Here is a 15,529-nt window from a genome sequence, read left to right on the forward strand (position 1 = left end):
TTATATATCAAATTTAAGCAATCATAATAAATTACAGTGGCGTTTTATTATTTCACTTTCATCCAAATTTAACCTCTTCATAACCTCAGCTATAACCAAATCTAAGAATATTAAAGCTGTTTCTTCAAAAGTAGTTCCCATTGGCAAATATTTTGATTTTTTAACCTCTAATGGAATTGTCAGCTCAGCAAACTCCACTATAATCCCACATTCACATACAATTGCAACAATATTATTATTTATCTTCTTTGCCTTTTTAACAACTGTTAAAACACTTTCCGTTTTCCCACTACCCGATATTAAAATTAGTAAGTCGTCTTTTTCGTAGGACGGGGTTGTTGTCTCTCCAACAAAATAGGATTTAAAGCCAAGATGCATTAATCTCATAGCAAAACATCTTCCAATATATCCACTTCTTCCAACACCAAAAACAAAGATTTTTTTAGCTTTTATAATCCTATTTACTAAAGAATTCAGTTTTTCTTTCCATTCATCATCAGTATAGAATCTTTTTAATATTGATAGGTTGTGAGCTATAACTTCCAGTTCATCCAATTTCGACACCTATCGAAGTTATCTTCACAAATGTATCCAAATCTATTGATTAATTGTTGAAAAATAAAACATAAAGAAACAATTTATTTAACGAAAAAATGGTGGGGGTGCTGGGATTTGAACCCAGGTCCAGGGATTTCTCCTGCCATGGTCCAGCGCCCTATAGGCAACTGGAGTCCCCGATGATAGACCTGGCTACACCACACCCCCGCATCAACGACACATATAAAAAGTAAAAGGGGATATATAAATTTTACGGTTGATAAGTGATATATAAGATACTTTTATATGGGTTTAAAGTAATATTTTTGGGTAAATAACAACTGGCTCTATATGCTGAATTTTATTAGCCATATTAAGTTACGTGTCAATTTAAATGCAATAAGATATTTTTAAATAAGTGTAGAGGGATAGGATGATTTTATTGGATGAAAATACAAGAGCAATAGTTCAAGGAATTACTGGAAAGCAGGGAAGTTTTCATACAAAGAAGATGTTAGATTGTGGAACTAAAATTGTTGGAGGAGTTACACCAGGAAAAGGAGGGCAGAACGTTCATGGAGTTCCTGTTTTTGATACAGTTAAAGAAGCTGTTGAAGAGACAGATGCCAACGCATCAGTAATTTTTGTTCCAGCTCCATTTGCTAAGGATGCTGTTTTTGAGGCAATAGATGCGGGAATTGATTTGATAGTTGTTATTACTGAGCACATCCCAGTCCATGATACGATGGAATTTGTAAATTACGCTGAAGATGTTGGAGTTAAGATTATAGGACCAAATACACCTGGTATTGCTTCACCAAAAGTTGGAAAGTTAGGAATTATACCAATGGAGGTTCTGCAGGAAGGAAGTGTAGGAATGGTTTCAAGAAGTGGGACACTAACTTATGAAATAGCCCACCAAATAAAAAAAGCTGGATTTGGAGTTTCAACTTGTGTAGGGATTGGAGGAGACCCAATAGTTGGGCTTAGATATAAAGAAGTTTTGGATTTATTTGAAAAGGATGATGAGACAGAAGCTATTGTTATGATTGGAGAGATTGGTGGAGGGGCTGAAGAAGAGGCAAGTAAATTTATAGAAAAGATGAAAAAACCTGTTATTGGTTATATTGCTGGGCAGTCAGCCCCAGAAGGAAAAAGAATGGGTCATGCTGGAGCTATAGTTGAAAAAGGAAAAGGTACTGCTGAAAGTAAGATGAAAGCTTTAGAAGAAGCAGGTGCTTATGTAGCAAGAAATATATCCGATATTCCAAAATTATTGGCAGAGATTTTAAAAGAGTAATAAAAATAGTACAAAATAAGTTTAATTTCTCGTATTTTGAGGAAATTCTTCAATATATGGTATATCTGACATGTTTATTTCCCAAACTGCTTTGTATGAATCAAAAATATTTTGAATATTTCTGAAATTGTATGTTATTTTTACTGTTTTTATATCCTTTGGGACTTTGTAGATTATATAACCCTCTACATATCTGCGTGGAGGTATTGTGGTGATTGTAAGCACATCTTTAACATCAAGCACATTCATTTCACAATCATATTTTTTACCATTTTCATCAACTAAAAAGAAGTCCATGTTTGAAATGTAGTAAGATGAATCCTCTCTTAAGTTATCTACTCTAACTTTTACTATAATGAAAGTTTCATTGTCCTTTATTTTTCTATAACCCATATTTCCTTTAACTTTTTGGGTTCTATATATTTCTTTTACTGACATTTTAATTTTGGATGATTCAACAGGTTCACCAATTTTTAGATGTATCTCTTTTATAGAATCTTCATCCATATAGATGGTTATGTTTTCTATATCTTTTCCATAGAAGGTTTTATATAAAAAATTTGATACATTTACCCCCACAAATAATAATATAATTAGTGATACTCCCAATATTATTAGAGATTTCAAGCCCAAAACTTAATCACCCCAATGCAATATTTCAATAAACTATTTTGTTACTATATTATATAATTTTAACGTAAAAAATAACATACATCACATACTTAATAGTATTAGAAAATCAAATGAAAAACTTTATATTATACAATTTTAACAGTTAAAGTGTAACTTTTCCACATAAGAGGGATATTATGACAGAGAGAGTTTTATTTAAATTATTGGTTGAAGAAAAAAATGTTGGTAAAGCAATAAATATCATGACCTTAGTAGGAATTACAGGATTTTTCTTACATAAATATAGAGGAATATCTTTAGACAAGTTCAAAAAACTAAGTAAAAAAGATTTAGAGAATATTAAGAAAGTCTACGAAATTATCGATAAAGAATCTAATAAAGCTGTCATAGTAGGAACAGTGGTTAGAAAGGAAAAAGCTAAAAAAATAGAAGAGCTATTAAAAGAAAAATTGGGTAATGAGAAATGGACAGTAATGAAAATTCCAATATTGAAGGTTAAAGTTCATAGAGTTTAAAGGTGAGGATAAATGAAAGTTCTTCTATATTTGTTTGTTGAAAGTGAAAATGTTGGAAAAGCAATAAATGCTTTATCAGAAGGAGGAATAACAGGATTTTTCTTATATGATTATAAAGGTATGTCACCTCAAGATTGGCAGGGATTTTTGTTGGATGAAGACCCAGAAATGGCTATAAAAGCTGTTAGCGATTTAGCACAAAATGCTGTGTTAATTGGAACTGTTGTTAATGAAAATAAACTTATGGAGATTGAAAAAATAATCGATGAAAAATTAGCTGACTGCAAATATACAATAATTGAAATCCCTATTGAAGGGATAATAGTGAATATGCCTTAAAAATGAGGAGATTATATGAGTAGAAGAGGAAGACCAAAAATACCAAGATTTATATCTGAAGAACCAAAATTTAGAGTATTTAAACCACAAGGAATCCCTGTTGGAGATTTAGATAAAGTTATATTAACTGTAGATGAATTAGAAGCCATAAGGTTAGTTGATTATCTTGATTATACTCAAGAAGAAGCCGCTAAATTGATGGGCATTTCAAGGAGAGTTTTGTGGAGCTTATTAACAGAAGGTAGAAGAAAGATAGCCGATGCTCTAATAAATGGAAAGGCAATAATTATTGAGGGTGGAGAATACAAAATTAGAGAATGTGATTTCTGTATGAGGCATAGATTTGGAATAAAAAAGCATTGTAGAACTTTAGACGGTGAGGAACTATGATACTATTGGAAGTTAAAAATGTCTCAAAAAAATTTGGTGATAAGGTAGTTTTAAAGAACATATCATTTACATTGGAAGAAGGAGAATCATTAGGGATTTTGGGGAAGAGTGGAGCTGGAAAATCAGTTTTATTACATATGTTAAGAGGAATGGATGGATATGAACCAACTGAAGGGCAAATAATTTATCATGTCTCTTATTGCGAAAAATGTGGTTATGTAGATGTTCCTTCAAAGGCAGGAACCCCATGTAAAAAGTGTGGAGAAGAGCTTAAAAAAATAGAAGTAGATTTTTGGAATGATAAAAAATACACCTATAATTTAAAAAGAAAAATTGCTATAATGCTTCAGAGAACTTTCGCTTTATATGGAGAAAAATCAGTTCTTGAAAACATCTTAGAAGCTTTACATCAAGCTGGCTATGAAGGAAAAGAAGCTATTGATATGGCATTGAAATTAATTAAGATGGTTAAGTTAGAGCATAGAATAACCCACATTGCAAGAGATTTAAGTGGGGGAGAAAAGCAGAGAGTAGTTTTAGCAAGGCAAATAGCTAAAGAGCCATTTATATTTTTAGCTGATGAGCCAACTGGAACTTTAGACCCTCAAACTGCTAAATTAGTTCACTCAGCTTTAAAAGACCTCGTTATTAAAAATAAGATAAGCTTAATTTTAACATCTCACTGGCCAGAAGTTATTGCTGAACTAACTGAAAAAGCAGTTTGGTTAGAGAAAGGAGAAGTTATAATGGAAGGTACTTCAGAGGAGGTTGTTAATAAATTCATGGAAACAGTTAAAGAGTTTAAAAAACCTGATGTAGAGATTGAGATTAAAGAAGATATTATAAAATTAGAAAATATTTCAAAGCATTACTGTTCTGTTGAGAGAGGGGTTGTTAAAGCAGTTGATGGAGTAACATTAAACATTAGAGAGAAAGAAATCTTTGGTTTAGTTGGAACTAGTGGGGCTGGAAAGACAACATTAGCAAAGATTATTGCCGCTGTATTACCACCTTCAAAAGGAAAGTATTGGTTTAGATTAGGGGATGAATGGGTTGATATGACTCAACCAGGACTCACTGGAAGAGGAAGAGCTAAAAGATATATTGGTATATTGTTCCAAGAATATGCTCTCTATCCACATAGAACTATATTGCAAAACTTAACAGAGGCAATAGGTTTAGAACTTCCAGATGAATTTGCAAGAATGAAGGCAGTTTATACACTAACATCTGTTGGATTTAGTGAAGAAGAAGCAGAGGAAATTTTAGATAAGTATCCTCATGAGTTGAGTGTTGGAGAAAGGCATAGATGTGCTTTAGCCCAAGTTTTAATAAAAGAGCCAAGAGTTGTTATCTTAGATGAACCAACAGGGACAATGGACCCAATAACAAGAAATACAGTTGCTGAATCAATTCATAAATCAAGGGCTGAGTTAGAGCAAACCTACATTATTGTCTCACACGATATGGATTTTGTATTGAATGTTTGTGATAGAGCGGGATTGATGAGAAACGGTAAGTTAATTAAAGTTGGTAAGCCAGAGGAAATTGTTGCCTTATTAACTGAGGAGGAGAAGCAAGAGATGTTTGGGCAGAAATAAATAGGACGGACGCACTTTTATAATTAATTTGGAACTTAGAAGCCAAAATGCTTAAATATCCAATAGAACAACTTTCTCTGCGTTCGTCCTATTTAAATTTATTTAAAAACTTTCATAAACTTCAATATTTCTTCTTTATTTGGAATAATAGGATAGCCAACAATTATTTCATTGCTATCTTTAATTTTCTTTAAAACTTCTTTATCTTCTAAAGATAAAATAAAATCCTTCCAATTTCCTTTATAATTTTTCCTTCTATTTAGATAACCTTTCATAGATTCCAACACATTTTCATCAATTTTTGTGGTAAATGGGATATATATGGCTCTCTTTGAATTTATATTACATGTTTGCCCATACAAATAATAAGCAATGAGGTTGTTTTCTTCCACAATATCTTTAACAATATTTTCAATCCCTTCTGTCCCCACCCAAATATTGTTGTTGTATTTAATAGCCTCTTTGATAACTTCCAAAATCCTATAATTTTTAAATTTTCTTTCTTTCTCATTTAAATAATTCTTATTTCCCAAAACAATACATAAATCAAAATTGTAAGATGAATAAAACTCTAATAATTGAAATGCATTTTCTTTCTTTGCTTGAATTGTTAAAACAGCTTTTGATATCTTTTCTAATCTTTCTAAAATATCTTTGTCAATTAGAGGTTTATTTTCAGCATCTATAATGTAATAATCAAAATATCTTCCAACAAACTGCCCAAACTCTACAATATCTTCATTTATTTTGCTTGGCTTTATAGCAATTCCTAACATAAACTCACCACAAAAAAGTTTAAATAATTAGCAATAACTACTCTCATTTTAATAAAAATAATATTTAATGATGAAGGTGATATCTTGGAATTTTCAGAATGGTATTCAGATATATTAGAAAAAGCTGAAATTTATGATGTTAGATATCCAATAAAGGGTTGTGGAGTTTATTTACCTTATGGATTTAAAATAAGAAGATATACATTTGAAATAATAAGAAATTTGTTAGATGAAAGTGGGCACGATGAAGCTTTATTCCCAATGTTAATTCCAGAGGATTTGTTAGCTAAAGAAGGAGAGCATATAAAAGGATTTGAAGATGAGGTTTATTGGGTAACTCATGGAGGAAAAACACCATTGGATGTTAAATTAGCTTTAAGACCTACATCTGAAACCTCTATCTATTATATGATGAAACTTTGGGTTAAGGTTCATACAGATTTGCCAATAAAAATCTATCAAATAGTAAATACATTTAGGTATGAAACAAAACACACAAGACCTTTAATTAGATTAAGAGAGATAATGACATTTAAAGAAGCTCATACAGCACATTCAACAAAAGAAGAGGCAGAAAAGCAAGTTAAAGAAGCAATATCTATCTATAAAAAATTCTTTGATACTTTAGGCATCCCATACTTAATTTCAAAAAGACCTGAGTGGGATAAGTTTCCAGGGGCAGAATATACAATGGCCTTTGATACAATATTCCCAGATGGTAGAACAATGCAGATAGCAACAGTTCATAACTTAGGGCAGAACTTCTCAAAAACATTTGAAATTATATTTGAGACACCTACTGGAGATAAAGATTATGCTTATCAAACATGTTATGGAATCTCTGATAGGGTTATTGCCTCAATTATAGCAATACATGGAGATGAGAAAGGTTTAGTTCTACCACCAATAGTAGCACCAATTCAAATAGTTATTGTCCCATTAATTTTCAAAGGAAAAGAAAAAGAAGTTAATGAAAAAGCTAAAGAGTTATATGAGAAATTAAAAGGTAAGTTTAGAGTCCATATAGATGATAGAGATATAAGACCTGGAAGGAAGTTCAACGATTGGGAAATAAAAGGTGTTCCATTGAGAATTGAAGTTGGACCAAAGGATATTGAGAATAAAAAGATAACCTTATTTAGAAGAGATACAATGGAGAAGTTCCAAGTTGATGAAACCCAATTAGAGGAGGTTATAGAAAAAACTTTAAATAATATTATGGAAAACATTAAGAATAGAGCATGGGAAAAATTCGAAAACTTTATAACTGTCCTTGAAGATATAAATCCTGATGAAATTAAAAAAATACTATCTGAAAAGAGGGGGGTAATTTTAATTCCATTTAAGGAAGAGATATACAATGAAGAACTTGAAGAGAAAGTAGAAGCGACTATTTTAGGAGAGACAGAATATAAAGGTAATAAATATATAGCAATAGCTAAAACCTACTAAATCTCTATCTTTATCTTTTCTTATTTTTAATGGCTTATGAAGAGGACAAAATTTTTATCTATAGAAATCAAAAAGCTTTGGAATAGAAATAATTTAATATTCAAGGTGAAAAAATGGATGCTATGAAAGGAACAACTACTGTTGGTTTAATCTGCGATGATGCAGTAATTTTAGCGACCGATAAAAGAGCGTCATTAGGTAATTTAATAGCTGACAAAAATGCAAAGAAATTATACAAAATTGATGATTATATAGCATTAACAATAGCGGGAAGTGTTGGAGATGCTCAGGCAATAATTAGGCTTTTAACTGCCGAGGCAAAACTATATAAAATGAGAACTGGAAAAAATATTTCTCCATTGGCATGTGCCACCCTATTAAGTAATATATTACACTCAAGCAGATACTTCCCTTTTTTAACCCAAATAATTATTGGTGGCTATGATTTATTAGAAGGGGCTAAATTATTTTCATTAGACCCATTAGGAGGAATGAATGAAGAGAAAACATTTACTGCAACAGGTTCAGGTTCCCCAATAGCATATGGGGTTTTAGAAGCTGGATATGATAAAGATATGCCCGTTGAGGAAGGAATAAAATTAGCTATAAAAGCATTAAAATCAGCAATGGAGAGAGATACATTTTCAGGAAATGGTATATCATTAGCTGTTATAACAAAAGAAGGAGTTAAGATATTTGAAGATGAAGAAATTGAAAAAATTTTAGATAGTATGAAATCAAAATCTAAGAAAAAAACCACAAAAAGAAGTAGAAGAAAAAGTAAATAAATTAAATTAAATGATTGATAAAAATTATTAAAAATTAAATTAAAAACTGATAAATTTTAAAAAAGAAATAAAAAAATTCTATTTAATTTAATTAAATTAATTAAATCTATTTTGTGCAATTTTTTAATTTTAAGATTTTTTCATTGAATTATAACAATTATCAAAATTTTCAATTTAAAAACACACTGCAGATTTTTAAAAGTTAAGGAGGAGGATTATTTTGTCAGCAGAGGAAATTTTAGAAAATATAAAGAAAGAGGTAATAAAAAAATCACCAAAAGAGGCGAAAATAGTTGATGTTCAGTTTGAGGGGCCTGAAGTAGTTGTCTATGTAAAAAATCCAGAAATTTTTACAAATGAGATTATTAAAAACCTTGCTAAGGATTTAAGAAAGAGAATTTCCATAAGACCAGACCCATCTGTTTTAGTTGAGCCAGAAATAGCTAAAAAGAAAATTTTAGAAATTGTTCCTGAAGAAGCAGAGATAACAAACTTTGTTTTTGATGCAAATACTGGAGAGGTTATAATAGAATCAAAAAAACCTGGATTGGTTATAGGTAAAGAAGGAAAGACATTAGAGATGATTAAAAAAGCAATAAGATGGGCACCTAAGCCAGTAAGAACCCCACCAATACAATCAGAAACAATTAAAGCAATTAGAGCTACACTTTATAGAGAAAGACATGAAGTTAAAGAAATTTTAAGAAGAATTGGAAGGAGAATACATAGAGATATAATTGTTAGAGGAGATTATTGGATAAGAGTGTCTTTTTTAGGAGGAGCGAGAGAGGTTGGTAGGTCTTGCTTGTATGTTCAAACACCAGATACAAGGGTGTTAATTGATTGTGGTATTAATGTTGCATGTGAAGATAAAGCATTTCCCCACTTTGATGCCCCAGAATTTTCAATTGAAGATTTAGATGCTGTTATAGTTACTCACGCTCACTTAGACCATTGCGGTTTTGTCCCTGGTTTATTTAGATATGGTTATGATGGCCCTGTTTATTGCACAAGACCTACAAGAGATTTAATGACTTTATTACAAAAAGATTATTTAGAGATTGCTAAAAAAGAAGGCAAAGATGTCCCTTACACTTCAAAAGATATAAAAACGTGTGTTAAGCATACAATACCAATTGATTATGGAGTTACAACAGATATAAGTCCAACAATAAAATTAACTCTACACAACGCTGGGCATGTCCTTGGCTCAGCTATAGCACATTTGCATATAGGAGAAGGGTTGTATAATTTAGCATACACTGGAGATATCAAGTTTGAGACATCAAGGTTGTTAGAGCCAGCTGTTTGCCAATTCCCAAGATTAGAGACGTTGATAATTGAATCCACTTATGGGGCTTATGATGATGTTTTGCCAGAGAGAGAAGAGGCAGAGAGAGAATTGTTAAGAGTGGTTAGTGAAACAACAGATAGAGGAGGAAAAGTTTTAATTCCTGTCTTTGGTGTAGGAAGAGCTCAAGAGCTGATGCTTGTCTTGGAAGAAGGATATAATCAAGGCATATTTAATGCTCCAGTGTATTTAGATGGGATGATTTGGGAGGCTACTGCTATACATACTGCATATCCAGAATACTTATCAAAGGAGATGAGGCAGAAGATATTCCACGAAGGAGATAATCCATTCTTATCTGAGGTATTTAAGAGAGTTGGAAGCACAAATGAGAGGAGGAGGGTTATCGATAGTGATGAGCCATGTATAATTTTAGCAACATCTGGAATGCTTACAGGAGGGCCGAGTGTTGAATATCTAAAACACTTAGCCCCTGATGAGAAAAATGCAATAATATTTGTTGGTTACCAAGCAGAGGGAACTTTGGGAAGAAAAGTTCAGAGAGGTTGGAAAGAAATTCCAATCACAACAAGAAATGGAAAGACAAAATCAATTCCAATCAATCTACAAGTTTATACAATTGAAGGATTTTCAGGGCATAGTGATAGAAAGCAGTTAATTAAATACATTAGAAGATTGAAACCATCACCAGAAAAAGTTATTATGGTTCATGGAGAGGAGAGTAAGTGCTTAGATTTTGCAGACACTGTGAGAAGGTTGTTTAAAAAACAAACTTATGTGCCAATGAACTTGGATGCAATAAGAGTTAAGTAAAGGTAAAGTTTAAATAGCATAATCTGCTATTATCTCAATCAATGTTTTTATAATAATAAAAAGAGAATAAAACACAAATCAAGGATTTTAAGGTGATAAATTATGTCAAAAGGTACTCCATCAATGGGTAAAAGAAACAAAGGTTCATATCATATAAGATGTAGAAGATGCGGAAGAAGAGCTTACCATGTAAGAAAAAAGAGATGTGCCGCATGTGGATTTCCAAATAAAAGAATGAGAAAATACTCATGGCAAAACAAAAAAGTTAATGGTAGAAGAATAAGATAAGTTATACCTAATTATTTTCTTTTTTATATCGAAGTTTTATTATAGAACTTTCACAGTTTATATATTTATTAATGAATTTTGATGCCAAAGGCATCCTTCTGCAATATAAAATTTTATTCCTGCGAAAGTTCTATATTCTACTTGGATAGTTTTTTATATATGGTTAATGTATAAATTTTTTGATAATCTTATTTTGGTGATAAAATGAGCGACCTTGAAAGTATTGACTATTATGATTACAAGGCATTATTAAAGAGAGCAAGAAGTCAAATTCCAGACTATGTTTTCCAAAAAGATAGATTTGAACTTCCAGAAATTGAGATTTTAATAGAGGGGAATAGAACAATAATAAGAAACTTTAGAGAGTTAGCTAAAGCAGTTAATAGAGATGAAGAATTCTTTGCTAAATATCTCTTAAAAGAGACTGGTAGTGCTGGTAACTTAGAGGGAGGTAGGTTAATCTTACAGAGAAGAATCAGCCCAGAGTTATTAAAATCAAGAATCAATGACTTCTTGAGGGAGTATGTTATCTGTAGAGAGTGCGGTAAGCCAGATACTAAGATTATTAAGGAGGGAAGAGTCCATTTACTCAAATGTATGGCTTGTGGGGCTATAAGACCTATAAGAATGATTTAAGGGAATGTTATGGAAATAAAAGCCATTGAGATTTTTAAAAAATATCTCTCCTTAAATATTCCAAAAAAGATTTTAATAACTTATTTTTTATGCTGGATGGGGTTTTTATTTTCATTCTCAGTAGGGAAGTTTCTTTTATATTTATCATCTATTTTAAAATCTGAATTTATATCCAAGCCAGCTGAATTAGCTCAAAGTGTTGGAACTGCAAAATTTAATGCTGTTTCTTCAGCTATTTCAAGCACTGTTGGAATGAAAAATGCTTATTTAGATTATGCTCTCTCATATATATTTTCTAATTTTATGGGATGCTTAATCATAATGTTTGCCCTTGGAGCACTTGGCTATTTATGTAAAAAAGATTTAGAAAAAGCCGAATCAGATGAAGAGAAAGAGGAAATATTTAGAAATTATCAAAAATATCTATTAATATTATTTATCTTCGCCGTTATAAATCCACTAACTGGGTTAATTGGAATAAACCTTCAATATTCCGACTTAATTGCAGTCCTTCCACATGGATTTTTTGAGTTTTTTGGGTTTGCCATTGCAGTTGTTGCTGGAGTAGAAATATCAAACAAAATACTTCCAATAATTGAAAGAAAAATATCTTACAAAAAAATAGCAATTCTTATAACCTGTTCTTTTATATTTATCTCTATAGCTGGGATGTTAGAACCAATTGACTGGTTTATATATAGCTATGCAAAAGCTTATGGAATTTCTCTATTATCTGCCTTTGCAACTGGATATAAAAACTTATTTTTGTATCTGATTTCGATGCTTTAAAGTTATTTTATATTTTTGAGGTGAGATGATTAAAGTATTAGCAATAGACATATCTGGAAGACATCATGAAAATGATATATTTTTTAGAGTCTATGCTGGGGTTTTGGTGGAGATTCAGGCAGATAGAATTGTACATGTAGAAAAAATAGATGTTATGGTTAAAGAAGAAGAAACTCAGAAATTGAGAGATATTATTAAAGAGGTTAAAGAACTTATTGAGAAGATTGGGGAAGAATTTGATTACATTTTATGTGAGAGGGGAGAATTTTTTAACTTGTCCAAGGATATTATTTCAGCAGTTTTGAATAAAGAAGTGATATTTCCAAAGACAAGAGGAGAGTTGGAAGCGATAAATATAGCCCACCATGTTTCTTACTCTGTTAGAAAGTTGCTCATGGGAGAAAGGAGAAAATTTTATTAACACGATTCTTATATAAACCAACTTAAATTCCATATTTCTCCTCTCGTTTTTTAAATGCCTCTTCTCCACCTTCTAAAAGTTTAGTAATATCTCTCCGTATTTGTTCATTTTCGATTGAACCCCATCTATATGATATTTTGTTATTTTTAAATTCTGCAACTATCACTTGCTCGGCATCTGTATTAACTACTAAATTTGCATTATGTGTAGAAATTATAATCTGCCTCTTTTTCTTTGCTTCTCTGAAAGCATTTACTAAAGTTTCATAAATAAATTTGTTATCCAAATTATCCTCTGGTTGATCTATTATTAAAGGATGATCTCCTTCAGCCAAGAATATCTTTAATAAAACTGTGCCTTTTTGACCTATAGAAAGTTTGTCCATAGGAGTTCCGTTAAAGAAAATTTCAGTGCTAAGTGAGAAATAATTTCCAAATACCCAATTGTAGAAATCCAAATTTGTTCTTGTTTTCTTTAAAAACTGCTTAAATTTAAAAGCTTCATTAATATAATCTTCGATCTTAGATGGTAATTTTTCAATATCATCAGAAGATATAATCTCATATAACTTTTCTGCTAAGCTTGATATTTGCTCTAGAGTAACTTTTCTACCATCAAGAATATCTTCCCCTACGTCTTCAAATTTACTTCGATCAAAGAATATATTTGACTTGAAATCTATATTGTTTAAAATATCGTCTTTTCCATTTGAGAATACTTCTATAATTTTTTTATAAACATCTTTTAATTCGACATGTTTTTGGATAAATTTTATGTATTTGTCTTTTCTTTCTTCATCTAATTTTTTAATTTTCTCTTTCTTTTCGTTAATTTCTTTTAATTTATCGTCTAGTAGTTCTATTTCATCATTTATATTGTTTATTTCATTAAGTAAGGTATCATGTTCTTTTTCTATACCAAGCAATTTGTTGAGGTCTTCTTTTATAGAATTTATCTGACTTACAACATTATTAATTTCAGATTGGACAATCCCCATAGTTTCGTTTATTTTATCTAAATATGACTTGAGATCTATATGTGAAATATTTACAGGTATGTTTAATTCTCTAAAGTTAGAATTTAGCTTATCAATCTCAGAATTTATCACTAAAAAGTTTTCAATTTTATCTTGAAGTTTCAATAGATCATTTTTAATTGTTTCTAACTTAGAATGTCTTGATCTTAAGGCAGCTTCTTCCTTTCTAAGATTTTTAACTTTATTTTCAGAGTCTTCTCCAATCTTTTTTATAATATCTTGAAGTTTATTTTCTTTATCCTTCAATTCTCCGATTTTAATGCTCTTTTTATTTTCAATATCTTTGACTTTTTCAGGATCAGTGTCTATTTCCAATTTGTAAATCTCAGAATTAAGATCTTCAATATCTTTTTTGAGTATATCTATTTCTTCTAATAGTTTTTCAAATTTTTGTTTATATTCAGAGTCCATTACATCCTTATTACTAAAGATTATTTCCTTTATTTTTTCATGGAGTTTTTCTCTGTCCTCACTATATTCTTCAATTTTCCCTTGAGGGAGATATGTTATTTTTGAGTGTTGGAAAAATTTTTCTTCAATAAGTTTCTTAGAGAAGTTTTCCACATCATCTCCAATAAAAGATATTTCAACAGTTAGGTCTGGTTTTTGTTCTTCTATTCTTTGAACAAACGAATTTTTATCTATACCACTCCTTTTACACCTATCTTCAAAACAATTAGCTATTAAATCAAGTAGTGCTGTTTTTCCACTACCTTTACCACCTATAACTGTAACTAAGTTGGGATTTAATGGAATTTCCAGTTCTTCAATTTCTAACTCATCACTTATCTTAGAATTTGATATTTTTATGGATGATAATGTATAGATACTTTTTCTGGGTTCTGGATTATCTTCTTGAATTCTTACCCTTTCTTCTGGCTCATAGATGATCTGTTTTAAACCTTCAAATGTAGGATCAGCTTTTATCCAACAGAATCGATTATTATCGGGCTTACAAAGTTTATCAAATTTATGAGCATCAGAACCATGTATGCAAGGTTTTAATGAGCCAAATTCATTAATAAAATCTTTTGGGTTTTTATGTTTTTTACCTAAAGCCCAATCTCTTGTATTTGGATTTGCAGAGAAAATTGCATGAGATTTTACAAGAAGTTCTTTTCGAGTAAGATGATCTTGTCCATCCCAATCCATTAAACACCATCTTTCTTCAGGCAAGACAAGTAAATACTTCCCACCAAAAATAGATTCTTTCTCTTTTAAAACTTTTATTATTTCATCAAGAGAAACCGTGATGTTCATACATCCTACAAAATAATCAGAATAATTTTTAAACTTATCATGTTGTTTTTTTAATATTCGTCCAATTTCTTCAATATTTCTTCGAGTAAGTTTTCTAACTTCCCCATTAGGGGTTTTAATATGTAACTCCTCTAAAAATTCCTTCTCAATTATTTCAGGATCAATTTCGTTACTAAATATAACATGATAATTCAATCTTTTAGGTTGTTCATCTTTTCTACTTGAAAGAAATTTATCCAATCTAAATTCAATATTTGGAAGTATCAAATAAAAATTTTGTAACCTTCCTTTTTTCCTATATTCAAGTATTTTCTTATATCCTTCAATGGAAAAATAGTCAGTAATCCCAATCACAGCAACATCTTGGATCTTTTCTAACTCATCAATATATTTTTCCCATATATCCCCATTGTATTTTTCTTTTTCTTCTTCATCTGAAAATCTAAAATTATGGTAATAAGATGCTGGAGTATGAACATGCAAATCCCATTTTCTCCATTCTGATCCTCTGTTCATTATGATTCCCCCACATATTTTATAAACATAATATTGTTGGGTATCAACATAAATTTATTACAATGAGTGTTTATATTAATTTCTTAACATATCATAAATAACCTTAATATACCATCATAGATACATA

16 protein-coding genes and 1 tRNA gene are annotated in these 15,529 nt (G+C 30.6%); 12 read left to right on the forward strand and 5 right to left on the reverse strand.

The window, feature by feature from the left end:
• Positions 1-21: 21 nt before the first annotated feature.
• Together hxlB and JH146_RS02430 are read right to left on the reverse strand one after the other, a co-directional pair.
• Positions 22-555 carry a 6-phospho-3-hexuloisomerase gene (gene hxlB / locus JH146_RS02425; protein WP_048201527.1) on the reverse strand — a complete coding sequence of 178 codons (534 nt, stop codon included), beginning with the start codon at positions 553-555 and terminating at the stop codon, positions 22-24.
• A 99-nt stretch (positions 556-654) separates the two neighbouring features.
• Positions 655-765, reverse strand: a tRNA-Trp gene (locus tag JH146_RS02430).
• A gap of 205 nt (positions 766-970) precedes the next feature.
• On the opposite strand from JH146_RS02430, the gene sucD reads away from it, so the two are divergent.
• Positions 971-1,837, forward strand: a complete 867-nt coding sequence (sucD, locus tag JH146_RS02435) for a succinate--CoA ligase subunit alpha (protein ID WP_048201529.1) — start codon at positions 971-973, stop codon at positions 1,835-1,837.
• Positions 1,838-1,858: 21 nt separating this feature from the next.
• On the opposite strand, the gene JH146_RS02440 is transcribed toward sucD, so the two are convergent.
• On the reverse strand, positions 1,859-2,464 hold the full coding sequence (locus JH146_RS02440; protein WP_236953675.1) for a DUF4352 domain-containing protein: 606 nt from the start codon (positions 2,462-2,464) through the stop codon (positions 1,859-1,861).
• A 182-nt stretch (positions 2,465-2,646) separates the two neighbouring features.
• Between JH146_RS02440 and JH146_RS02445 the strand changes: the two genes are divergently transcribed.
• The 4 genes from JH146_RS02445 to atwA are packed head-to-tail and all read left to right on the forward strand — an operon-like array spanning position 2,647 to position 5,315.
• Positions 2,647-2,985, forward strand: coding sequence for an MJ1244 family protein (locus tag JH146_RS02445; protein ID WP_048201531.1), 339 nt, complete (start codon positions 2,647-2,649; stop codon positions 2,983-2,985).
• Between the two features lie 12 nt (positions 2,986-2,997).
• The gene (locus JH146_RS02450; protein WP_048201533.1) at positions 2,998-3,324 is read left to right on the forward strand and encodes an MJ1244 family protein; all 327 of its coding nucleotides are present in this window, start codon (positions 2,998-3,000) and stop codon (positions 3,322-3,324) included.
• Between the two features lie 15 nt (positions 3,325-3,339).
• A complete protein-coding gene (locus tag JH146_RS02455; RefSeq protein WP_048201534.1) occupies positions 3,340-3,714 on the forward strand; it encodes a DUF134 domain-containing protein in 375 nt (124 codons plus the stop codon).
• Positions 3,711-5,315 (forward strand): methyl coenzyme M reductase system, component A2, encoded by a 1,605-nt coding sequence (atwA, locus tag JH146_RS02460; RefSeq protein ID WP_048201535.1) that lies wholly within the window; start codon positions 3,711-3,713, stop codon positions 5,313-5,315. The genes JH146_RS02455 and atwA overlap by 4 nt, the downstream gene beginning before the upstream one ends.
• 98 nt (positions 5,316-5,413) lie before the next feature.
• Here atwA and JH146_RS02465 read toward each other — a convergent pair whose 3' ends face one another.
• Complete coding sequence (locus JH146_RS02465) at positions 5,414-6,091, reverse strand: hypothetical protein (RefSeq protein ID WP_048201536.1); 678 nt, start codon at positions 6,089-6,091, stop codon at positions 5,414-5,416.
• 84 nt (positions 6,092-6,175) lie between these two features.
• Here JH146_RS02465 and proS point away from each other — a divergent pair, with 84 nt between their 5' ends.
• The 7 genes from proS (at position 6,176) to JH146_RS02500 (ending at position 12,590) form a co-directional block, all read left to right on the forward strand.
• Entirely contained in the window at positions 6,176-7,543 is a 1,368-nt protein-coding gene (proS, locus tag JH146_RS02470; RefSeq protein WP_048201537.1) for a proline--tRNA ligase, read from the forward strand.
• Between the two features lie 113 nt (positions 7,544-7,656).
• The gene (gene psmB / locus JH146_RS02475) at positions 7,657-8,331 is read left to right on the forward strand and encodes an archaeal proteasome endopeptidase complex subunit beta (RefSeq protein WP_048201538.1); all 675 of its coding nucleotides are present in this window, start codon (positions 7,657-7,659) and stop codon (positions 8,329-8,331) included.
• A 220-nt stretch (positions 8,332-8,551) separates the two neighbouring features.
• Positions 8,552-10,456 (forward strand): beta-CASP ribonuclease aCPSF1, encoded by a 1,905-nt coding sequence (locus tag JH146_RS02480; RefSeq protein ID WP_048201539.1) that lies wholly within the window; start codon positions 8,552-8,554, stop codon positions 10,454-10,456.
• Positions 10,457-10,558: 102 nt separating this feature from the next.
• A complete protein-coding gene (locus JH146_RS02485) occupies positions 10,559-10,744 on the forward strand; it encodes a 50S ribosomal protein L37e (protein ID WP_048201540.1) in 186 nt (61 codons plus the stop codon).
• Positions 10,745-10,948: 204 nt separating this feature from the next.
• Positions 10,949-11,380: a translation initiation factor IF-2 subunit beta gene (locus JH146_RS02490; RefSeq protein WP_048201541.1), complete on the forward strand. Its 432-nt coding sequence runs from the start codon at positions 10,949-10,951 to the stop codon at positions 11,378-11,380.
• A 9-nt stretch (positions 11,381-11,389) separates the two neighbouring features.
• Positions 11,390-12,169, forward strand: a complete 780-nt coding sequence (locus JH146_RS02495; protein ID WP_081874452.1) for a hypothetical protein — start codon at positions 11,390-11,392, stop codon at positions 12,167-12,169.
• 25 nt (positions 12,170-12,194) lie between these two features.
• Positions 12,195-12,590: a DUF2209 family protein gene (locus JH146_RS02500; protein WP_048201542.1), complete on the forward strand. Its 396-nt coding sequence runs from the start codon at positions 12,195-12,197 to the stop codon at positions 12,588-12,590.
• A gap of 22 nt (positions 12,591-12,612) precedes the next feature.
• Here JH146_RS02500 and JH146_RS02505 read toward each other — a convergent pair whose 3' ends face one another.
• On the reverse strand, positions 12,613-15,402 hold the full coding sequence (locus JH146_RS02505; protein ID WP_048201543.1) for a TrlF family AAA-like ATPase: 2,790 nt from the start codon (positions 15,400-15,402) through the stop codon (positions 12,613-12,615).
• Positions 15,403-15,529: the final 127 nt, after the last annotated feature.

Origin of the sequence: Methanocaldococcus bathoardescens (assembly GCF_000739065.1) — an archaeon.
Classification (GTDB): domain Archaea; phylum AGJL01; class Methanococci; order Methanococcales; family Methanocaldococcaceae; genus Methanocaldococcus; species Methanocaldococcus bathoardescens.